Annotated in this window: 22 protein-coding genes; 10 read left to right on the top strand and 12 right to left on the bottom strand. The window is 66.3% G+C overall.

Translation table 11 applies throughout. The features are described from left to right. Window positions 1-12 precede the first annotated feature (12 nt). Together ACIBCN_RS20930 and ACIBCN_RS20935 are read right to left on the bottom strand one after the other, a co-directional pair. Window positions 13-993: an aldo/keto reductase gene (locus ACIBCN_RS20930; RefSeq protein WP_396993246.1), complete on the bottom strand. Its 981-nt coding sequence runs from the start codon at window positions 991-993 to the stop codon at window positions 13-15. Next, the gene (locus ACIBCN_RS20935) at window positions 993-1,871 is read right to left on the bottom strand and encodes an EamA family transporter (protein WP_396993247.1); all 879 of its coding nucleotides are present in this window, start codon (window positions 1,869-1,871) and stop codon (window positions 993-995) included. The genes ACIBCN_RS20930 and ACIBCN_RS20935 overlap by 1 nt, the downstream gene beginning before the upstream one ends. Before the next feature lie 129 nt (window positions 1,872-2,000). Here ACIBCN_RS20935 and ACIBCN_RS20940 point away from each other — a divergent pair, with 129 nt between their 5' ends. The 5 genes from ACIBCN_RS20940 (at window position 2,001) to ACIBCN_RS20960 (ending at window position 4,705) form a co-directional block, all read left to right on the top strand. Then, complete coding sequence (locus tag ACIBCN_RS20940) at window positions 2,001-2,441, top strand: Lrp/AsnC family transcriptional regulator (protein WP_396993248.1); 441 nt, start codon at window positions 2,001-2,003, stop codon at window positions 2,439-2,441. A gap of 43 nt (window positions 2,442-2,484) precedes the next feature. Next, on the top strand, window positions 2,485-3,111 hold the full coding sequence (locus tag ACIBCN_RS20945) for a vancomycin high temperature exclusion protein (RefSeq protein WP_396993249.1): 627 nt from the start codon (window positions 2,485-2,487) through the stop codon (window positions 3,109-3,111). A gap of 8 nt (window positions 3,112-3,119) precedes the next feature. Next, window positions 3,120-3,593, top strand: coding sequence for an SRPBCC family protein (locus ACIBCN_RS20950; RefSeq protein WP_396993250.1), 474 nt, complete (start codon window positions 3,120-3,122; stop codon window positions 3,591-3,593). Between the two features lie 146 nt (window positions 3,594-3,739). Continuing rightward, window positions 3,740-4,288 (top strand): antibiotic biosynthesis monooxygenase, encoded by a 549-nt coding sequence (locus tag ACIBCN_RS20955; RefSeq protein WP_396993251.1) that lies wholly within the window; start codon window positions 3,740-3,742, stop codon window positions 4,286-4,288. 27 nt (window positions 4,289-4,315) lie between these two features. Next, complete coding sequence (locus tag ACIBCN_RS20960; protein ID WP_396993252.1) at window positions 4,316-4,705, top strand: VOC family protein; 390 nt, start codon at window positions 4,316-4,318, stop codon at window positions 4,703-4,705. A gap of 123 nt (window positions 4,706-4,828) precedes the next feature. Here the strand turns inward: ACIBCN_RS20960 and ACIBCN_RS20965 are convergent, their stop codons facing one another. Further along, window positions 4,829-5,560 (bottom strand): LppP/LprE family lipoprotein, encoded by a 732-nt coding sequence (locus ACIBCN_RS20965; protein WP_396993253.1) that lies wholly within the window; start codon window positions 5,558-5,560, stop codon window positions 4,829-4,831. A gap of 360 nt (window positions 5,561-5,920) precedes the next feature. Between ACIBCN_RS20965 and ACIBCN_RS20970 the strand changes: the two genes are divergently transcribed. Next, on the top strand, window positions 5,921-6,820 hold the full coding sequence (locus ACIBCN_RS20970; RefSeq protein ID WP_396993254.1) for a serine hydrolase: 900 nt from the start codon (window positions 5,921-5,923) through the stop codon (window positions 6,818-6,820). Between the two features lies 1 nt (window position 6,821). Here the strand turns inward: ACIBCN_RS20970 and ACIBCN_RS20975 are convergent, their stop codons facing one another. The 6 genes from ACIBCN_RS20975 to ACIBCN_RS21000 form a co-directional block, all read right to left on the bottom strand. Continuing rightward, window positions 6,822-7,286 (bottom strand): group II truncated hemoglobin, encoded by a 465-nt coding sequence (locus ACIBCN_RS20975; RefSeq protein WP_396993255.1) that lies wholly within the window; start codon window positions 7,284-7,286, stop codon window positions 6,822-6,824. A gap of 147 nt (window positions 7,287-7,433) precedes the next feature. Continuing rightward, a complete protein-coding gene (locus tag ACIBCN_RS20980) occupies window positions 7,434-8,009 on the bottom strand; it encodes a hypothetical protein (RefSeq protein ID WP_396993256.1) in 576 nt (191 codons plus the stop codon). Further along, the gene (locus ACIBCN_RS20985) at window positions 8,006-8,518 is read right to left on the bottom strand and encodes a F0F1 ATP synthase subunit B (RefSeq protein ID WP_396993257.1); all 513 of its coding nucleotides are present in this window, start codon (window positions 8,516-8,518) and stop codon (window positions 8,006-8,008) included. Before ACIBCN_RS20985 ends, ACIBCN_RS20980 begins: the two co-directional genes overlap by 4 nt. Before the next feature lie 6 nt (window positions 8,519-8,524). Next, window positions 8,525-8,782: a F0F1 ATP synthase subunit C gene (locus ACIBCN_RS20990; RefSeq protein ID WP_040742384.1), complete on the bottom strand. Its 258-nt coding sequence runs from the start codon at window positions 8,780-8,782 to the stop codon at window positions 8,525-8,527. Window positions 8,783-8,829: 47 nt separating this feature from the next. Continuing rightward, the gene (gene atpB / locus ACIBCN_RS20995) at window positions 8,830-9,624 is read right to left on the bottom strand and encodes a F0F1 ATP synthase subunit A (RefSeq protein ID WP_396993258.1); all 795 of its coding nucleotides are present in this window, start codon (window positions 9,622-9,624) and stop codon (window positions 8,830-8,832) included. Further along, window positions 9,621-10,139 carry a hypothetical protein gene (locus tag ACIBCN_RS21000; RefSeq protein WP_396993259.1) on the bottom strand — a complete coding sequence of 173 codons (519 nt, stop codon included), beginning with the start codon at window positions 10,137-10,139 and terminating at the stop codon, window positions 9,621-9,623. The genes atpB and ACIBCN_RS21000 overlap by 4 nt, the downstream gene beginning before the upstream one ends. A 578-nt stretch (window positions 10,140-10,717) precedes the next feature. Between ACIBCN_RS21000 and ACIBCN_RS21005 the strand changes: the two genes are divergently transcribed. From ACIBCN_RS21005 to ACIBCN_RS21020, 4 genes are read left to right on the top strand one after another with little or no spacing between them, the layout of a single operon-like run. After that, window positions 10,718-12,562, top strand: a complete 1,845-nt coding sequence (locus ACIBCN_RS21005) for a hypothetical protein (RefSeq protein ID WP_396993260.1) — start codon at window positions 10,718-10,720, stop codon at window positions 12,560-12,562. Further along, a complete protein-coding gene (locus ACIBCN_RS21010; protein WP_396993261.1) occupies window positions 12,559-12,756 on the top strand; it encodes a hypothetical protein in 198 nt (65 codons plus the stop codon). The genes ACIBCN_RS21005 and ACIBCN_RS21010 overlap by 4 nt, the downstream gene beginning before the upstream one ends. Next, window positions 12,756-13,148, top strand: a complete 393-nt coding sequence (locus ACIBCN_RS21015; protein WP_396993262.1) for a hypothetical protein — start codon at window positions 12,756-12,758, stop codon at window positions 13,146-13,148. The genes ACIBCN_RS21010 and ACIBCN_RS21015 overlap by 1 nt, the downstream gene beginning before the upstream one ends. Beyond that, window positions 13,145-14,482: a hypothetical protein gene (locus ACIBCN_RS21020; RefSeq protein WP_396993263.1), complete on the top strand. Its 1,338-nt coding sequence runs from the start codon at window positions 13,145-13,147 to the stop codon at window positions 14,480-14,482. Before ACIBCN_RS21015 ends, ACIBCN_RS21020 begins: the two co-directional genes overlap by 4 nt. Here ACIBCN_RS21020 and ACIBCN_RS21025 read toward each other — a convergent pair whose 3' ends face one another. Genes ACIBCN_RS21025 through ACIBCN_RS21035 form a run of 3 tightly spaced genes read right to left on the bottom strand, consistent with a single transcriptional unit; the run spans window position 14,483 to window position 18,436 of the window. Beyond that, window positions 14,483-15,763: an ABC transporter permease gene (locus ACIBCN_RS21025; protein ID WP_396993264.1), complete on the bottom strand. Its 1,281-nt coding sequence runs from the start codon at window positions 15,761-15,763 to the stop codon at window positions 14,483-14,485. It lies immediately after the preceding gene. Next, window positions 15,763-16,929: an ABC transporter permease gene (locus ACIBCN_RS21030; RefSeq protein WP_396993265.1), complete on the bottom strand. Its 1,167-nt coding sequence runs from the start codon at window positions 16,927-16,929 to the stop codon at window positions 15,763-15,765. Before ACIBCN_RS21030 ends, ACIBCN_RS21025 begins: the two co-directional genes overlap by 1 nt. Further along, on the bottom strand, window positions 16,922-18,436 hold the full coding sequence (locus ACIBCN_RS21035) for an ABC transporter ATP-binding protein (RefSeq protein ID WP_396993266.1): 1,515 nt from the start codon (window positions 18,434-18,436) through the stop codon (window positions 16,922-16,924). Before ACIBCN_RS21035 ends, ACIBCN_RS21030 begins: the two co-directional genes overlap by 8 nt. Window positions 18,437-18,446 lie beyond the last annotated feature (10 nt).

Genomic DNA, 18,446 nt, shown 5'->3' on the forward strand with positions numbered 1-18,446 from the left:
ATCAGCCGCGGGTCAGTGGTGGCCGAGCACGGCGTGCGGACGATACGGTGCCTGCAGCGTGGCCACCTCGTCCTCGCTCAGCCGTATCCGCGTTGCGGCGATCGCGTCCGCCAGGTGCTTCATCTTGGTCGCTCCGATGATCGGCGCGGTGACCCCGGGCCGACCGAGTAGCCAGGCCAGGGCGATCTGCGCTGGCGGCAGGGCGCGGGCGGCGGCGACTATGCGCACCGCGTCGACCACCTCGAAGTCGTCGTCGGTATACATGGCGTCGGCGATGGGGTCGGCGCCGGATCGCGCGGTGGTCGGTCCGCCGCCGCGCTCGCGGGTGCCTGCCAGCAGTCCCCGCGCCAGCGGGCTCCACGGGATGATGCCGACGCCCTGGTCCAGGCAGAGCGGGATCATCTCCCGTTCCTCCTCGCGGTAGACGAGGTTGTAATGGTTCTGCATCGAGACGAATTTCGTCCAGCCGTGTGCCTCGGCGACCTGCTGTGCCTTGGCGAACTGCCAGGCGAACATGCTCGACGCGCCGAGGTATCTGGCCTTGCCGGCCGCGACCACGTCGTTGAGCGCGTGCATGGTCTCTTCGATCGGCGTCTCGTTGTCCCAGCGGTGAATCTGGTACAGGTCGACGTGATCGACGCCGAGCCGGTCGAGTGAGGCGTCGATGGCGGCCAGGATGTGCTTGCGCGACAAGCCCTTGTCGTTCGGACCCGCGCCCATCGGGTAGTAGACCTTGGTGGTCAGCACGTAGTCGTCGCGGCGGGGGAAAAGCTTGGCGAGCAACCGCCCGGTGACCAATTCGCTGACGCCGCCCGAGTACATGTCCGCGGTGTCGAAGAACGTCACTCCCGATTCGATGGCCTGCCGGACGATCGGTGCCGCGGCATCCTCGTCGAGTATCCAATCCCGGGCGACGGGAGTGCCGTAGCTCATCATGCCGAGACAGAGCCGGGACACGACCAGGCCGGATGTGCCCAACCGAAGGTATTCCATCAGTTCTCCTTGTTTTCCTGTGCTTGCTGGTGGATCGAGACGCCCCCGGCGATCAGCGCGATGCCGATCAGCTCTTGGACGGTGGGGACCTGGTCGAGCACCACGATCCCGATCACTGTCGCGACCGCGGGCAGCAGGCTCAGCATCAGCGCGAAGGTGTGCCTGCGTAATCGGGCCATGGCGAGCTGGTCGGTCACGTAGGGGATGACCGACGAGCAGATGCCAACGCCAATTCCGGCCAGCAGCGCCGCCGGACTGGTGAAGGCCGGGACCGCGGCGCCGAGGCAGTACGGCGTCGCGACCAGCGCGCCGATCAGCATCGCGGCGCCGATCTGGTCGATCCCGGAGATCCCGGCGCCGGTGTTGGCGATGCGGTGGCCGAGAACCACATAGAGCATGAAGAGTGCGCAGTTGACCACCGCGAAAACGAACCCGAGCGGCGCACCGGCGAACTGGATGTCGGTCAACGCGAGCACCCCACCCACGGCGAGCACGAGGGCGATCACGTTGCGGCCGTTGCGCATTCCGATGGCGGCGAGCACGATTACGCCGAAGAACTCGATCGCGCCGACGGTGGCCAGTGGCAGCCGCGCGATGGCCAGGTAGAACGCCGTGTTCATGGCCGCGAGCAGCACCCCGAGCCCGAGCAGCAGCCGCCGCTGCGCCGGGGTGCGGCGCGCGAGCAGCCGCCACGGCCGCCGCCACAGCGCGAACACCACTGCGGCGCTTGCGATCCGGAGCCAGACCACGCCGAGCACGTCCACCCGGGCAAACAGCACCACGGCGAGGGCGGGGCCGAGATAGTGGAAGATCGCGCTGACGCCGAAGTAGGCCGAGGCAGGCACCCGCGAAGCCGTAATCTCGGACGGTGTGATCATGCGGAGTATCTTCCAAAGAAATACCCGCGACCGGAATGGCACTATTCAGGAAGTTGGCGTGAGTTGTCTGGAAAATTAAGGCCAAATGGCCAAGATTCCTTCACCGAGCGATCACGCCTGCTAGATGAGGTGAACGTCCGGCTGCTCAACGAACTGCACGCCGATCCGCGACTGTCCATGTCCGAACTCGCCCGCCGCGTCGGCATGTCGGCGCCCGCGGTCACCGAGCGGGTGCAGCGCTTGACACGGCTCGGCGTGATCACCGGCTTCCGGATGGAGGTCGACCCGGCCGCCCTCGGCATGCCGGTGACCGCGCTGGTGCGCATCCGGCCCGGACCCGGCCAGCTCCCCAAAATCGTTGCGGCGGCCCGGGATACACCGCAGGTGGTCGAGTGCTTCCGGATCACCGGCGAGGACTGCTTCCTGCTCAAGGTGCACGGGCCGTCGATCGGTGAGCTCGAGGAATTGCTCGACGGGTTCCTCATGTTCGGCCAGACGACCACCTCGATCGTCGTGTCCGAGCCGGTGCCGCGGCGACCACTGCCCGTTCCTGTCCTCGACCAGCGATAGCGAGCAGGCACGTGCATTGTGGACCGACTGGAAAGAGGTTGCTGTGGTAGAGGATCGGAAGCTACCGAACGGTGCGAGGAAGCGCAGGCTGCTCGGCGTGATCGTGGTCGCGGCGACGGGACTGGTGCTGGTCGTGGTCGGCGCGAATGTCCGGCTGTGGACGGTGTCGTCGGGCCATCGGTTCGGCCCCGGCGCCGCGCCGACGGTGCCGGTCGTGATCGTGCCCGGGGCAAAGGTCGGCCCCGACGGTGCGCCGATGGCGTATCTGCGTGGACGGCTCGATGTCGCGATCGAGCTCCTGCACGCTGGAAAGGCTCGCGAGATCCTGGTGTCCGGTGATGCGGCCGGTACCTCAGGCGACGAGATCGCCTCGATGACAAAATATCTCGCCGACCACGGAGTAGATCCCGCGCTCGTGCGATCCGACGGCGAAGGCTTGTCTACCCGCGCCACGTGCGAACGCGCGAAGCGGCTTTTCGGGATCGATCGAGCGATCATCGTCACTCAGTACCGCCACGTGCCACGAGCGGTCGCGCTGTGCCGCGCCGAAGGCATCGACGCCGACGGCGTCACCGCCTATTGCGACTGCCGTCGAATGACGCTGATACGCAACAACCTCCGCGAATGGCTCGCCGCACCCAAGGCCGTCGCGGCATTGATCGGGCGGTGACTTAACTGATGCGTCCCGTGGTGGTGACCGTCGGCGCCGACATTTCGGCTGCGCCGCAACGACTCTGGGAATTGCTCACCGATTGGGAGAACCAGGGCGAGTGGATGCGCGAAGCCTCCGATTTCGAGGTGACATCGCCGCTGCGCGCCGGCGTCGGCGTGACGGTAGCGACCACCGTGCGCATCGCCGGAATCGCCACCCGCGACCGAATCCGCGTCGACATCTGGCAGCCACCGGACGAATCGAATCCCGGCCATCTCGGAATCGAGCACCTGGGCTGGGTAAAGGGCCGCGGCGACATTCGGCTGACGGCGCAGTCCCATGGACATACCCGGCTCGACTGGACTGAGCGCCTACAACCTCCGCTCGGCCTGGCGGGTGCGACCGGAATGCGCCTGTTCGCACCGCTGTTCGCCCATACCTTCCGCCGAGACCTCACACTGCTAAGCGCGTTGGCGGAGCGAACACCGCCCTCCCGGTGAAACCTGGATAACAGGACCGCCGGGCCCAGGCGAGGCTTACGCTCTCGGAGAACAGCCAGGTAAAAGCCTTGTCGCGCATTGTATTGCAATGTAATCATGTAACGTCGCCGGAACGCCGTCGACGATTTTCGAGCATTGTGAGTTCGGTGGCAGGTCAGTTGGAGCCCGTCAGTACCCAGGTCAGCCGAAAGGTGCCTGCGGACAAGGTGGCTCGGTTCGAGGGAATTCTGCACGAGATAATCACCGCTGCGCGAGGGTATGCGGGGCATCTGGGCTGCGATGTGTTGCGGCCCGATTCGGGCGGCGTCTATCAGATGATTTTCCGATATCGGAGCCACGAAGAACATCAGGCCTGGATGGAGTCCGCGGAGCGGCATCGGCTTGTCGCGCGGCTCGATGAGTTGCTCGACGACGGTGGCACCGAATCGGTGCGGGCGGTCGACGGATGGGAGGGCTGGTTCGTCAATTCCGGTTACGCACCGCCGATTCCACCCAAGCGCTGGAAGATGGCCGTGATCACGCTGGTCGCGCTGTACCCGACGGTGCTGATCCTCGGCATCGTCTTGCGGCCGCTGACCGGCGGTTGGCCGGTGCCGCTCGGCATGCTGCTGACCATGGGACTGACGATCCCGGCGATGACGTGGGCGATCATGCCCGCGCTCACGAACAGGCTCGGACCCTGGCTTCGCCGCTGAAATCAATGATCTACCTGGAGGTTTGGCATGCTGAGTACACAACCGGTCGACGCGCTGCTGCTGGTCACCGATCTCGAGGTCGCCAGGGAGTTCTACGGGCGGACCCTCGGCCTGGAAGTGCTCTTCGAAGACGGCGAACAATTCATCACCTTCGGATGCGGCGGCGACAGCAGGCTCGTGGTCACCAAGAGCAGCGTCGGCACCAAAGACGAAGCGACCAAGGTGAGTTGGCGCGTCGATGACATCGCCGCCGAGGTCGCCGGGCTGCGTACCCGCGGCGTCGAGATCCTCGAATTCGCCGACCTGAACACGGTCGACGGCATCGCCGACGTCGGCTTCGCCCTCGCCGCCTGGTTCGAGGACCCGAGCAAGAACTCCCTCGGCCTGCTCCAGCTCAAAGGCGACGCCGCACACTGATTGGGACACAGGGAAAGACCCCGCGCTCCGATCATGCAGGGGCGGGGGCCTTTTCGTGTACTGAGGTCCGCTGGCCTCACAGGTACGCGGTCCTCGGTCCGCGTACCTGCGAGGACCAGCTGGTTACTTGTCCGGATTCGGCGGGAACTGGCCCTGTGCCGTGACGGAGGAGCCGTTCAAGGTGAACGTCACGTTGCTCGGTCCGCCGGACGGGCAGCACAGCGCGTCTTCGGGCTTGGCCCAACGGTATTGGACCGAAACGGTGTTCCTGGTCTTACCGAGCATCGTGGTGTAGCCGTAGTACTTCGACGTCGCCGTCCCCAGGTACTTGCCGTCGGTGAAGAACAAGACGTGGTAGCCGGGGTGACTGCCGTTCCAATCGACCAACAGGTAGGACAGGACGCCGGAGCAGCCCGCCGAGATCGGGTCGGTGCTGCCCTCCACGATGGTCCACGGGTAGCCGCCGGCGTTCGGCGCCAATCGGCCTACCGAGGTGTGCGCGAGTTCGGAGTTCAGGTCGAAGCACAGTCCGTGCCCGCTGCCGTAGGGGCTTGGGTTCGCGGGCGGCGGTGGCGGGGCGGGTGCGGGTTCCCGCTGATCGACCGGCACGCTCGCGGGCGGCGCGGTGTCGACCTCGGGTGCGTTCGGTCGCGTCTGCGGTGAGTTGGTTGGCTGGTCGGCCTCGCCCGGCTGCGCCGGGCCAGGTGCGTTACCCGGTGTGCCGGGCGTCGCGGGAGCGGCCGACGGGATCGGCGTCCTGGTCGCCGCCTGCGGTGTGGAGCTGGAACCGCAGCCGGTCGCGCCGAGGACGACGCTGGCGGCTAGTGCGGCAAAAGCCCATGACTTGACGTTCAAGTGAACCCCCGGAATCGGTGTGGTCGGTATGTAGTTAGCCCGTACTGCGGTGTCTTCGCAACTGCGCCGGTCGCCCGGAGCACGCGCGCGGTCCTCCATCCGCGAACCTGCGATGACTAACTGGAAATCGGGCCGATGTCGGTGCGTGTTACTAAGTTTCACGTGATTCGGGGAGAGTAAAAATAGTGCCCCTACTGTCGGGGGCACCGACATGCCGACGCGAATTGCCGCCGCTGCCGAGTGTCGGGTTGCTCCGGCGCGGTCCGCTGGGAAAGATGCTGGACATCGAGCACTGCCGGTGACCTGCATTTTTGTCCAATGACACAGCCCGTCTAGCGACCAAGCGAGGGATGGACGTTCATGCGGAAGTCGAGGGTTCCCCTGGTGCTGTCCGGCCTACTGGTCGCCGGTTCGCTCGTCGCGGCCGCGCTGATGTACGAGCCGCGCGGGGCGGCGCACGAGACGCCGGTCCGCGCGGGCCCCGCCCGCGAGGCGATCGGCGCTCCGCGCGGTTTCGATCCCGCGTTCAAATCCCGCATCGCGCAAGCCGAGGCTTACGCGAAGAGCCGTCCCGGGTTCACCGGGATCGTGGTGCGCGACCGCCGCACGGGCGCGGTATGGCGCAATGCGGATGCGGCGACCCCGATCTGGGCCTGTTCCACGCCGAAGTTGGCGATGGCGGTGGACCTGCTGCTGCGCGACGACCTCGGCTCGATCACGCTCGGCGACGAGGACCGCGAGCTGATGCACCGGATGCTGCATGCCAGCGACAACGACGCGGCGACGACCCTGTGGGAGCGCTACGGCGGCGAGAAGTCGTTCGCGCCGCGGTTCCGGTCGTTCGGCATGGCGGGCATCAAATTCGCGGGCGGGCACCCGGACTCCTGGGGGTGGATCCAGGCCACCGCCAACGATCTCGAGCAGCTCATCGACTTCGTGCTGGAGAAGCTGCCCGCCCGGCACCGCGACTACCTCGTCGGCGAGATGCGCTCGGTCGACGGCGGCGACTCGCTCGACACCAACCAGCGGTGGGGTGTGTGGGGCGCGGGCGACAAGGCGGCACCGGGGAACAAGAACGGCTGGTCCGACGACAACGACGACGGCTCCTGGCTGATGAACTCCGTCGGGTTCGTCGGGCCGCGTGAGCAATTCACCGTTGCCATCATGAACAACACCCAGGTGGTCGACGACGGCTACCAGGTCGGCAAGGAGACCGTCACCAAGGTCAGCGAGATCCTGTTCCGGGACTACTTCAGCTAGCTCAGGGCTGATAGGGCGGCGCTTCGCCCCAACCCCAGTGTGGCATCGGCGCTTTCAGCGGCGGCGTGGCATCGGGCTGGGAGTTCGAGTGGGCGAGGCGGGTGCCCCATTCGATGTAGGCGAAGAAGGCGGAGCGGAACTCGGGGTCGTTGGGCATGCCCACCTCGTCGGCGGCATCCATCAGCAGGTTCACCCACCGGCGGCGTTGTGCTTCGGTGATCGCCTTGCCGAGGTGCTGGCGGACCATATGCGCGTAGCCGCCGCGCTCGGTGCTGTAGGTCTGGGGGCCGCGGAAGACTTCGGCCAGCCACATCGCGACGTATTTCGGATGTCCCGGATCCATGCCGGCGAACAGCGGTCCGACCAGCTCGTCCTTCAGCACCTCGCGGTAGAAAACCTCGGTAAGCGCCTCGAAAGCCGCTGTGCCACCGGCCCACTCATACAGCGTGGGTGTTGCCTCCGTCATTATTGAGCTCCGATCCATAACGGCATGGCAGTATTCGAACAAGCGCCAGCATAATGACCGCAGCCGCAGCAGGCCGAGCGATTTTCATTGCCGGAGGGCCCCGCTCGAGTCTTGCGAGTGGGGCTCAGATCCGTCGAGGGTGGGTTGTCAGTTCCACTGGGACTGAGTGCGGGTCCGGCCGGACGATCCGGTGTTCGCCATCGCCTGGAGGTCGTCCAGGAACTTTTCGACGGCATCGGATTTGATCTGTGGCGATTGGACCTGCTCGCGCACGCTCTCGGTGGTGTGCGCCATCACCTGCTTGGAGAAGTCGGCCTTGAGGTCGCGGATCAGCTGCCTGCGCATCAGCTCGATCTGGTCGCGGCCTTGCTTGCCGACCCGTTCGACCTCGGCGGCAGCGGTCTCCCGCATCTTCACCACGATGTTCTCGGCGTCGGCATGCGCGTCCTCGAGCAGCTGGGCGAGTTCGGCTTTCGCCTCGGCCATGCCCTCGTCGTATACCTTCTTGGCCTTGCTGAGCCGAGCCGAGGCCTGCTCGTTCTCTTCGATCTGTTTCCGAATATCGCCCTGCGCCTTGGCCATAATCTTTTTGACCCACGGCACAATGTATTTGACCATGAACCAGACGATGACCGCGAAGCCGAGCAGCTGGCTGAAGAACACCTGCCACTCGAAATGGATCTGGTAGATGCCTTCGGCAAGGATGTCGCTGCTAGGAGTCATGACGACGCCCGTCCTGTCTGCTGGCCTCGACTCGTCTCGGCCCGCCGCTCTTCATCGACACCGACCACGCGGTTGGCCAGCGATCGAGCGAGTGGCTCGACGGTCTCGCGCAACTCCGCGGCGATCTGATCCGCCTGCGCCCGCAATTGCGCTTCAGCCTCCGCGACGATGCCGTTGGCCTCTTGCTGCGCCTGCCCGCGCATTTCCTCGAGAATGTCCCGGCCCTCGGCGCGCGCCTTGCTCCGGATCGCGGCCGCCTCCGACCGCGTCTTCTCCAGTGCCGCTTGATGCTTGGCTTCGGCCTCGGCGAACAACTGCCTCGCCTCTTTGGTCGTCGCCAGGGTTTCTGCGGCCCGCTCTTCGCGTTCCTCCAGCACCTTGCGGATCGGTGGAACAACGAAGAACCAGATGACGCCGAGCACGATCAGGAAGATCAGCAACTCGACGAAGAAGGTGCCGTTGGGGATAAGGAAGTTCTCCGCGGCAACTACATCGGTTCTCGGAGACATACCCGGTTACTTGCCGGGAGTCGCGAATACGAAGAGTGCCATGAAGGCTAGATTGATGAAGTACGCCGCCTCGACCAGACCGACGGTCAGGAAGAAGATGCCGCGCAACCGACCCTCGGCCTCCGGCTGACGGGTCACACCATTGATCAGCGCCGCGCCTGCCAGGCCGTCACCGATGCCTGCGCCGATGGCGCCGCCGGCCATGATGATGCCGCCGCCGATGAGGGCGCCCTGGATGATGGACGCGGTGGTTGGGTCTGCCATTTTCTACTTCCTATTCTCGGATGTGGACTGAATCGGCAACTCACCGATCAGTGTTCGTCTTCCAACGACATCGACTGGCTGAAGTACAGGACTGTCAGCAGCGAGAAGATGAAAGCCTGAATTGCGCCGACGAACAAGTCGAACAGTTTCCAGACGGCATTGGGGCCCCAGCTGATCCAGAAGGGGAACAACGTGATCACGGAAAGCATGACGCCGCCCGCGAACATGTTTCCGAACAATCGCAGTGACAGCGAAAGCGGCTTGGCGATTTCCTCGATGACGTTGATGAACACCATCGGGCCCCAGCCGGTGTGTCCCTTCAGCAGCTGCTTCACGTGTCCGAACGGACCGCGCCGCGCGATGCCGGCGGACTGGTAGGCGAGGAACACGAACAACGCGAGCGCGTAGACGAAGTTGACGTCGGAGGCGGGCGGCGCGAGCAACTCGCCGTCGCCGATCTGCACCGGCAGCACGGACAGCCAGTTCGACAGCAAGATGTAGACGAACAGGGTGACCGCGAGCGGCAGCGCGAACGGCGCGACCTTCATGCCGATGGCGCTTTCCACCTGGGTGCGCATCTGGACCGTCACGGCTTCGAAGAACAGCTGGACGCCGTTGGGCACCCCGGAGGTGATCTTCAGGCGCAGGAAAAAGGCCAGCCCGAGCACGATGAGCGCGGCGACCGTCGTCGACACGATGGTGTCGACATTGAAGGCCATACCGAAGGCATGCGCGACCGCGTGGTGGCCGACCTTGATCTTCGGTTCCTCGGCGGGAGCCTCTTGCGCGAGGAGCGTGACGTTCGAGGTGAGCTGGGCAAGTGAAATGGCTGGGATCGTCATGGTGTCTGGCGAAGCCCTTTCAATTCAGGCAGGACAGTGTTGAGGACCAGGGCGACTTGAAAGAGCGCCAAGCCGAAGAAGATACCGACGCCGTTGGGGCGCGCGAGGAAAGCCACCAGGAGGGCGACGGCGGTAATGCCGAGCAGTCGTAGCGCGGAGGAACCTACCAAACGCTGCTTGCTCGGGGCTTCGGAACTGGCAATTCGGGTGATGGCCCACAAGGTGAGTTGGGCATTCAACCAACCGACCGCGAGTCCCGCGCACATGAAGGTACCGAGCAACAGTCGGTCGATCAGCCCGGTTATCCCCAGCGCCAGCACACCCAGAGCGATCGCGGCAATGGCCGCGCGCCGTATCTGGATCTTATTTACGTCCACACCGACACCGCCTTCGCCCATACCCCCACCGCATAGTGGGGGACGTGATGAATCCAAAGCATACACATGCCAACCACCCTGCGTGGCAAGGTTTTTGATCTTTCTTGACTCGATCTTGATATTGGCTGCAGGCATCATCTGGTTACTGTCGCGAACCGTTCATTGTTCACATCTTGTACCGGTGCAGCGCCATTCCTGAAGTCCCGCAGAACCTTTTAAGAACCATCTGACGTGGGAAAAGTCTGTCGTGCGTGGAATCGGTGTCGATACGAACGATGGGGCCGGGTGCCGCGTGCGAGGAGTATAGCCACTAGGCTGGTAAATCAGCGGCAACTCGGCGACATCCGTCAGGGGCCTTGTCGATGACGCGTCAGCGCCGATTTCAGTTTGCCCCGACTTACGTATTTTGTCTGTTTTGTCCGTGTCTTGGATGCTGATTACTTGCTGCCGGTGACCGTTTGTTCTTCCGCCGCGGTACGTCCCGCTCGGGCAAGTGCACAAGAATCGGCCCGACCCCGGCGATCAGAAAGTTCTGCGACGTCGCCGGTTGCCGAGCGCGGCGTCAAGATCGACAAACTGGGATCCGACCCCAATTTAGATGCGGCCGCGCTGTGAGTGGTCCCAGAGATGGCGGCGACGCGTGATCTGTTGCATACCTCTGTCTTCGGTGGGCATTCGAGGTTGAAGAGACTTCGAGTTACAGAGAGATGTTCGCGATGAGGCCTGAGTTCGCGGTGGTAGCAAAGGGTTCGCAGGGCGGCGGCGCCGCGTTGGATCAGGTCATCGGGCTGACCGTCGCCGCGCTGGTGATCGCCGCGGGCTTGTTCTGGCTGGCCTATCTGCATCGCACCCGCCGGATCAGCTGGCTGAAGAACGCGGCCGATCGGCTCGGGCAGTGGGGAAACCGGCCCGGCTGGGTGGCGTTGCCGGTCGCGCTGTTCATCACGACCATCATCACGGCGCTGTTCGGCTTCATCTGGGACGTGAGCCTGCACATCGGCAAGGGGCGTGACCCTGGGCCACTGGCCAATCCGGCGCACTACTTCATCCTGGTCGGCCTGTTCTTCCTCTTCATCGCGGGGATGCTGGCCGTCATCCTGCCGCTGGACGAGAAGCCCGGTCCGGCGGCCATCCGGATCACCCGCACCTGGCATGCACCGGTCGGCGGGGTGCTGATGGCGGCGGTCGGGTTGTACGCGCTGATCGGCTTTCCGCTCGACGACATCTGGCACCGGTTGTTCGGCCAAGACGTCACCCTGTGGGGGCCGACGCATCTCATGCTGATCGGCGGCGCCGGGCTCTCGCTGGTCGCGGTGCTGCTGCTGGAGTTCGAAGGCAGGCTCGACCGGCCAGATCCGGAGCGTGTCGACGGCCCGTTCCTGTGGGTTTTCCGGTCGCTGGCCTTCGGTGGCTTGTTGATCGGATTGTCGGTCTTCCAGGTCGAATTCGATTTCGGGGTGCAGCAATTCCGGCTGGTCTTCCAGCCGATGCTGATCGTGGCCGCGAGCACGGTCGCCCTGATCTCGGCGCGATACACCCTCGGGCGGGGGAGTGCGCTGGTGGCGGTGGCGTTCGCGTTCCTCGTGCGCGGTGTGGTCGCGGTGCTGGTAGGCCCGATTCTCGGCGAGCCGCACAACGTATTTCCGCTGTATCTCGGCGTCGCGGTGGTGGTGGAACTGATGGCGCTGCTGCCGCTCATCGACAAGCCGGTGTGGTGGGGCGCGCTCACCGGTCTGGCCGCCGCCACCGTCGGGATCTGGCTCGAATCGCGCTGGGTCGAGGGCATGTTCGTCGATCGGTGGCCGACGAGCATGTGGCCGGAACTGCTGGCGATGGCGGTGCCGGTCGGTGTCGCGGGCGGCGCGCTCGGTGCGCTGCTCGGCATGGTGCTGCGGGGTGAGCCGTTGCCGCGGCCGCCGCTGCGGCGTGGTCTCGTGGTCGCGGCGGTGCTGATCGCCGCGGCGGCGACCGCGAACGGTTTGCGCATCGACGTCCCCGAGAATGCCGGCGCGGCAGTCCGATTGCAGGACGCCGAACCCGTGCACGGCGGGCGGATGGTGACCGCCGACATCACGCTGACCCCGACGGGCCTGGTGAGTGACGACCCAGAGTGGATGCAACTGCTCGCCTGGCAGGGCGGTGTCGGCTCGGCGCGGCCCGGTCGCGGCCTGGTGATCGATCAGCTGCAGCGGGTCGGACCAGGTCACTACGTCAGCACGAAACCTGTGCCGGCCGATGGCAACTGGAAAACGGTGCTGCGGGTGCAGGACGGCCGCACGCAGACCGCATTGCCGGTCTATCTGCCCGACGACCCTGGTATCGACGCCAAAGAGGTGCCCGCGCTCAACGAGTTCACCCGTCCGTTCGTCCGGGAAATCACCGTGCTGCAACGGGAACGCTCGTCGGACTATCCGTCGTGGTTGTTCACGCTGGCATCGTTGATCGTGCTCGTCTGCTCGTTGGTGATCATCTGGGCGCTGGCGTGGGGCGCGGCCCGGATCGTGCTGGCCTACCGCGCCGACGTGCGCGCGGAGCGGATGGCGCAGGCGGTCCGCCGATGAGGTACGCACAGGACGTCGACGTGCTCGCCAGCCATTCCACGCTGCTGGCGATCCCGGCGTTCGTGCCCGCGTTGGCGGTGGTCGGCGTCATTCTCGGCATAGCCATGCGGGATCGGCGGGCCGAACGTCGCGAGGCCGAGCAGTCGGCGCGCGATGCCGTGGGCACCGACGCGCGTGATCGGGAGGAGAATTGATGATTCGCACAGCCGGTGCCCTTGCCGTGTGCATTGTCGCGGCGGTGACGGTGACCGCGTGTGGCGCATCGGTCGACGCACCGGCCGCCCGCACGTCGGCGAGTGTGTCGACCGACGTGCCCGCCGAGGTCACCATTTCGGTCCGCATCGCCGGCGGGTCCGTCACGCCGACGAACACCAGGACCGAGGCCAGGCAGTATCAGCCGATCGTCATCAAGGTGGACAGCGACGCCGCCGACGAGCTGCACGTGCACTCGGAACCGAGCCAGACGTTCGCGGTGGAACCCAAGGCAGGCCAGGAGTTCCGGTTCGTCGTCACCGTGCCCGGGCGGGTCGACGTCGAACTCCATCACGCCGGTAAGACGGTGACCACGCTGCTGATCCGGCAGTGACCCGGTCGCTGGCGCACGGGCTCAACGGCTCGGCCGATCTGCCGATTCCGTTGACCTACGCGCTGATCGGCGCGGCGTGGGCGTTGACGTTCTCGTTCGCGATCCTGCTGGTCGCGTGGCGGCGGCCGCGGCTGGATCCGGACGCGCCCGGTCGGCTGCTGCCGTCGTTCGTGCGGGCGGTAATCGATTCGCGGGTGTGCCGGATCGTGCTGGCGGCGATCGGCGTCGTCGGCGCGGTAGTGGTCGGGCTGGTCGCGGTGTTCGGGTCCGCTTCGCCGCAACACAATCCGGTGCCCGGGGTGTTCTATATATATGTCTGGGTCGGCGTGATGCTGGCGTCGCTCGTGGCCGGCCCGGTCTGGAAGGTCGTCTCGCCGATGCGGGCGCTGCACCGGTTCGGCTGTTTCGTGCTGCGGCGCAGTCCCGACGACGGCATCCGCGGGTATCCATCATCCTGGGGATGCCGACCCGCGGTGCTGGGGTTGTTCGCCTTCGTGTGGCTCGAGCTCGCCGCCCCCGATCCGGGTTCGGTTGCGGCGGTGAGCTGGTGGCTGCTCGGGTATGTGGTGCTGATGCTCGCCGGCCTGGTGCTGTTCGGGACAGCCTGGGCCGAGCATGCCGATCCCTTCGAGGTGTACAGCAGTCTGCTTGCCCGGCTCAGTTCGGTCGGCCGCCGCGCTTCGGGCGAGCTGGTGCTGCGTGCTCCGCTGCGCAATCTGGCCGGCACCCCGGTGCTGCCCGGATCGGTGGCGCTCGCGGCGACCCTGCTCGGCTCCACCGCCTTCGACAGTCTCTCCGCGGTGCCCGGCTGGCGCGACCTCGTCGATTCGCTGGGCGGCGGTTCGGTTTTCGGTGCGACTGTGGTCCGCAGCGGTGGTCTGCTCACCGTCATCCTGATCGTCGGCACCGTCTTCACCCTCGCCGCGCGCGCGACCGGTGGTCTGACCCGTGCCGAACGCGCGGAGCTACCCGGCCTGCTGGCACACAGCATCACGCCGATCATCGCCGGTTATATCGTCGCGCACTACCTGACCTTCCTGGTGGAGAAGGGGCAGGCGACGTTGTTGCTGTTCGCGGACCCGTTCCAGCGCGGTGCGGACCTCGGCGGGCTGGCGCACTATCAGGTGCACTACGTACTGTCCGACCATCCGACGGTGCTCGCCAGCACGAAGGTGCTCGCCGTGCTCGCCGGCCATGTCCTCGGCGTGACGGCCGCGCACGACAAGTGCCTGCGGCTGCTGCCGTCCGAGCATCGGGCCACCGGTCAGCTCGCGCTCATGCTGACGATGGTCGGCTACACCTTCACCGGTTTGTACCTGCTGTTCGGCGGGTGATCAGCCGGGGACGTACGGTTCGCCGTCGGCCTTCGGCGGGCGCACCTGACCGACCGCGCCCGCGACGGCGATCACCGTCAGCAGGTACGGCGTCATCTGCAGCACCTCGGTCGGAATGGGCGTCGCCAGCACCTGTAGCTGGCCCTGCAGCGCCTTGGTGAAGCCGAAAAACAGTGCAGCACAGGTCGCGCCGAGTGGATGCCAGCGGCCCATGATCACCGCGGCGAGCGCGATGAACCCGTTGCCCGCCGTCATCTCCTTGGTGAAACCGCCGGTCGACCCGATGGTGAAGTAGGCGCCGCCGAGCCCGGCTATCGCACCCGCGAGCAGCACGGCCTGATACCGGACCCGCAGCACCTTGATCCCGACGGTGGCCGCGGCGCGCGGATGCTCGCCGACCGCCCGCACCCGCAGCCCCCACCGCGTCCGATACAACACGAACCCGAGCACGGCGACCGCGACGACCATCGCGTACACCAGCGCGGTCTGATCGAACACCGTCGGCCCGATGATCGGGATGGACGACAACACCGGAATGGCCAGCGGCTGCATGGTTCCCGGATTGTTGAACCGGGACGCACCGTCGGTCAGGTTGACGAGCTGATCGAAAAGGAAGCCGGTGATACCGGTCGCGAACACCACGAGCACCACGCCGAGCACGATCTGATTCACCAGGTAGCGGATCGAGAACACCGCGAGCAGCCAGGCGATGAACACCCCAGCGACCACCGCGGCCAGCGCCCCGACGACGAAGCTGCCGCTGACCGTCGCGAGGATCGCGGCCGCGAACGCACCGGCCAGCAGCTGACCTTCGATGGCGATATTGATGACACCGGCCCGTTCACACAGCACGCCCGCCAGCGCACCGAGAATCAGTGGCGTCGACAGGGCGAGGGTGCCCTGAATCTGGTTGGTGAGCGGGAAGATCTTGCCCGACGCCGCCCAGCACACGAACGTCACCACGAACGCGACACCGAACACGGCGAACAGCACGGCCGCCCACCGCCCAGTCAGGCCACGCCACAGGTGCGCGATCGCGATCGCGAGGGCGACCACCGACAGCAGCAGCGCCGCCGGTTTGGCGGGTACGTCGAGATCGGACGGACCCGCCGCATCCGGTGCCGCCAAACGGAAGTCGACGGTGCCCGACTTGGTGAACACCGCGAGCGCGACCGCGGTGACCGCGAGGACCAGCAGCAGGATGCCGAGGCGGAGCCGCTGCTGATGCTTCTCCGGTGACTCGAGCCCGCGGGCGGCGGCGCCGGTTGTGGTCGTCGCCATCAGTTCCACCCTTTCGCGAGTACCGCGTCCGCGCGCTCGGCCCGGATCCGGAAGACGGTGCGCACCAAGGCCGGTGCCGCGACCAGCACGACAATCACCGCCTGCAACACGGTCACCAGGGTGAGCGGTGTGCCGGTCGCCGCCTGCATCTCGTTGCCGCCCGCGTTCAGCGCGCCGAAGAGCAGCGCCGCGTACACCGTGCCGATCGGGCTGCCGCGCCCGAGCAACGCCACGGTGATGCCGTCGAAGCCGAACGACCCGGCGATTCCGTTGGTCAGCGGCAGGTCGGTGCCGAGCACCTGCTGGGCACCGGCGAGTCCGGCGAGGCCACCCGCGATGAGCATCGCCAGCACATACGCGCGGCCGACATTCATTCCGGCCGTGCGCGCCGCGTCCGGGTTGGCGCCGAGCGCCCGCAGCTGGAAACCCAGCGTCGATCGGGACAGCAGCCACCACACGAACACCGCCGCGCCGACGGCGACCAGCAGCCCGAGATGCAGTCGGGTATCCCCGAATCGGGGCAGTTGCGCGGTGTCGTCGACCACCGGGCTGATCGGCTCGTTGCGGCCGGGCCGCTGCAACCACGAGGTGGTGAGCAGCCAGGTGAGCGCGTACAGCGCGACATAGTTGCCCATGATCGTGGAGATCACTTCGTGCGCACCGGTGCGCGCCTTCAGCAACCCGACGATCCCGCCCCACAGCGCGCCACCGGCGATACCCGCCAGCAGGGCCACCACCACGTGCAGCACCGGCGGCAGATGTATCGCGAAACCGACCCAGCCCGCGAACAGCGCGCCTGCGATGAGCTGCCCCTGCGCGCCGATATTGAACAGGCCGGTGCGGAACGCGAGCGTCACCGCGAGGCCCGTGCAGATCAAGGGCGTTGCCGCCACCAAGGTTTCGGCGATCTGATGCTTGCCGCCGAACGCGCCGAGGAACAGTGCCTGGTACGTGTCGCCGACCGCGGTGGCCGCCGCCGACACCGTATCCAACGGCCGCGCGAAGAAATAGCCGAACGCGCCGGTCACCTTCGGGTCGCTGACGATGATGAGCAGCGCGCCGACGATCAGCGCGAGCAATACCGCCAGCGCGCTGACGATCAGTTCGCGCACCCAGGGCCGGTCGGATACACCCCGCTTCGAATCGCTACGCGGTGCGTCAGTCAACGTCCCTCCCCGGTTGCGCGCCCGCCATCATCAGGCCGAGCTGATCGCGCGGGGTGTCCGGGCCGACGATGCCGACGATCTGCCCGCGATACATGACGATGATCCGGTCGGACAGCGCGTAGATCTCGTCGAGTTCGGTCGAGACGATCAGCACGGCGGTGCCCTGATCACGTTCGCGGACAATGCGTTTGTGCACGAACTCGATCGATCCGACGTCGAGGCCGCGGGTGGGCTGGCCGGCGACCAGCACCTCCAGCGGCCGGGACAGCTCCCGTGCGAGGACGACCTTCTGTTGATTACCGCCCGACAGGGTGCTCACCGGATCGGCGGTGGAGCGGACCCGGATGTCGAACTCCTCGACCCGTTGCGCGGCATTGCGTTTCACCGCGGCCGGGGACAGCACGCCGTGCCGGGAGAACTCCGGGCGATCGATCAGATCCAATACGAGGTTCTCGGCGACACTGAAGGTGCCGATGCAGCCGTCGTGCGAACGATCCTCGGGCACATAGCCGATGCCCGCGTCCAGGTGCTGCCGCGGCGACCGGCCGACCACCTCCCAGCCGCCCACCGTAATGGTGCCCGACACCGGGGTCCGCAGTCCGAGCAGCGCGCTCACCAGTTCCGACTGCCCGTTGCCGACAACGCCTGCGATGCCGACGATTTCGCCGCCGTCGACGCGGAAGGACACCTCGTCGACCACCACCGTTCCGGCCGCGTCGACCACGGTCAGGTCGGTGACGACCAGGGTGGGGCCGGTCGGCGCGGCGGGCGTCTTGGCGACCACCAGTTCGACCGAACGGCCGACCATCAGCTCCGCGAGTTCGGCTTCGGGCGTGGCCGGTTCGACGGTGCCGACCACCGTGCCGCGGCGGATGACGGTGATCCGATCGGCGATCCGGGTGACTTCCTTCAGCTTGTGCGTGATGAAGATGATCGAGGTGCCGTTCGCGGCGATGGAGCGAAGCACGCCGATCAGCTCGTCGATCTCCTGCGGGGTGAGCACGGCGGTCGGCTCGTCCAGGATCAGCACTTCGACGTTGTTGGCCAACGCCTTCAGGATCTCCACCCGCTGTTGTTCGCCCACCGAGAGGTCGGCCACCAGCGCGTCCGGGTCCACCGGAAACCCGTAGCGCTGCGACAATTCCCGCACCTGTTTACGCGCCGCCGCGCGATCGAGCACGGCGAAACCCTTGGTCGGTTCCCGGCCGAGGATGATGTTCTCCGCGACGGTGAACACCGGGACCAGCATGAAGTGCTGATGCACCATGCCGATGCCCGCGGCGATCGCGTCGCTGGGCGACAGGCAGGTCACCGCTTTGCCGTCCAGGAGGATCTCGCCGTCGTCGGGCTGCAGCAGCCCGTAGAGCATGTTCATCAGCGTGCTCTTGCCCGCGCCGTTTTCACCGAGCAGGCAATGGATTTCGCCCGGTTCGACCACCAGGTCGATGTGGTCGTTGGCCAGCAAAGTGCCGAATCTTTTGGTGAGACCGCGTAGTTCGAGCCGCATATCGCTCCCG

The sequence above is a fragment of the Nocardia sp. NPDC051052 genome, from assembly GCF_044456045.1.
Classification (GTDB): Bacteria; Actinomycetota; Actinomycetes; order Mycobacteriales; family Mycobacteriaceae; genus Nocardia.

Excerpts from the sequence above, each read along its gene's own strand:
- ACIBCN_RS20930 (WP_396993246.1), bottom strand. The coding sequence starts at position 993 with ATGGAATACCTTCGGTTGGGCACATCCGGCCTGGTCGTGTCCCGGCTC.
- ACIBCN_RS20935 (WP_396993247.1), bottom strand. The coding sequence starts at position 1,871 with ATGATCACACCGTCCGAGATTACGGCTTCGCGGGTGCCTGCCTCGGCC.
- ACIBCN_RS20950 (WP_396993250.1), top strand. The coding sequence starts at position 3,120 with ATGCGTCCCGTGGTGGTGACCGTCGGCGCCGACATTTCGGCTGCGCCG.
- ACIBCN_RS20960 (WP_396993252.1), top strand. The coding sequence starts at position 4,316 with ATGCTGAGTACACAACCGGTCGACGCGCTGCTGCTGGTCACCGATCTC.
- ACIBCN_RS20970 (WP_396993254.1), top strand. The coding sequence starts at position 5,921 with ATGCGGAAGTCGAGGGTTCCCCTGGTGCTGTCCGGCCTACTGGTCGCC.
- ACIBCN_RS20975 (WP_396993255.1), bottom strand. The coding sequence starts at position 7,286 with ATGACGGAGGCAACACCCACGCTGTATGAGTGGGCCGGTGGCACAGCG.
- ACIBCN_RS20980 (WP_396993256.1), bottom strand. The coding sequence starts at position 8,009 with ATGACTCCTAGCAGCGACATCCTTGCCGAAGGCATCTACCAGATCCAT.
- ACIBCN_RS20985 (WP_396993257.1), bottom strand. The coding sequence starts at position 8,518 with ATGTCTCCGAGAACCGATGTAGTTGCCGCGGAGAACTTCCTTATCCCC.
- ACIBCN_RS20990 (WP_040742384.1), bottom strand. The coding sequence starts at position 8,782 with ATGGCAGACCCAACCACCGCGTCCATCATCCAGGGCGCCCTCATCGGC.
- atpB (WP_396993258.1), bottom strand. The coding sequence starts at position 9,624 with ATGACGATCCCAGCCATTTCACTTGCCCAGCTCACCTCGAACGTCACG.
- ACIBCN_RS21000 (WP_396993259.1), bottom strand. The coding sequence starts at position 10,139 with ATGATGCCTGCAGCCAATATCAAGATCGAGTCAAGAAAGATCAAAAAC.
- ACIBCN_RS21005 (WP_396993260.1), top strand. The coding sequence starts at position 10,718 with ATGAGGCCTGAGTTCGCGGTGGTAGCAAAGGGTTCGCAGGGCGGCGGC.
- ACIBCN_RS21010 (WP_396993261.1), top strand. The coding sequence starts at position 12,559 with ATGAGGTACGCACAGGACGTCGACGTGCTCGCCAGCCATTCCACGCTG.
- ACIBCN_RS21015 (WP_396993262.1), top strand. The coding sequence starts at position 12,756 with ATGATTCGCACAGCCGGTGCCCTTGCCGTGTGCATTGTCGCGGCGGTG.
- ACIBCN_RS21025 (WP_396993264.1), bottom strand. The coding sequence starts at position 15,763 with ATGGCGACGACCACAACCGGCGCCGCCGCCCGCGGGCTCGAGTCACCG.
- ACIBCN_RS21035 (WP_396993266.1), bottom strand. The coding sequence starts at position 18,436 with ATGCGGCTCGAACTACGCGGTCTCACCAAAAGATTCGGCACTTTGCTG.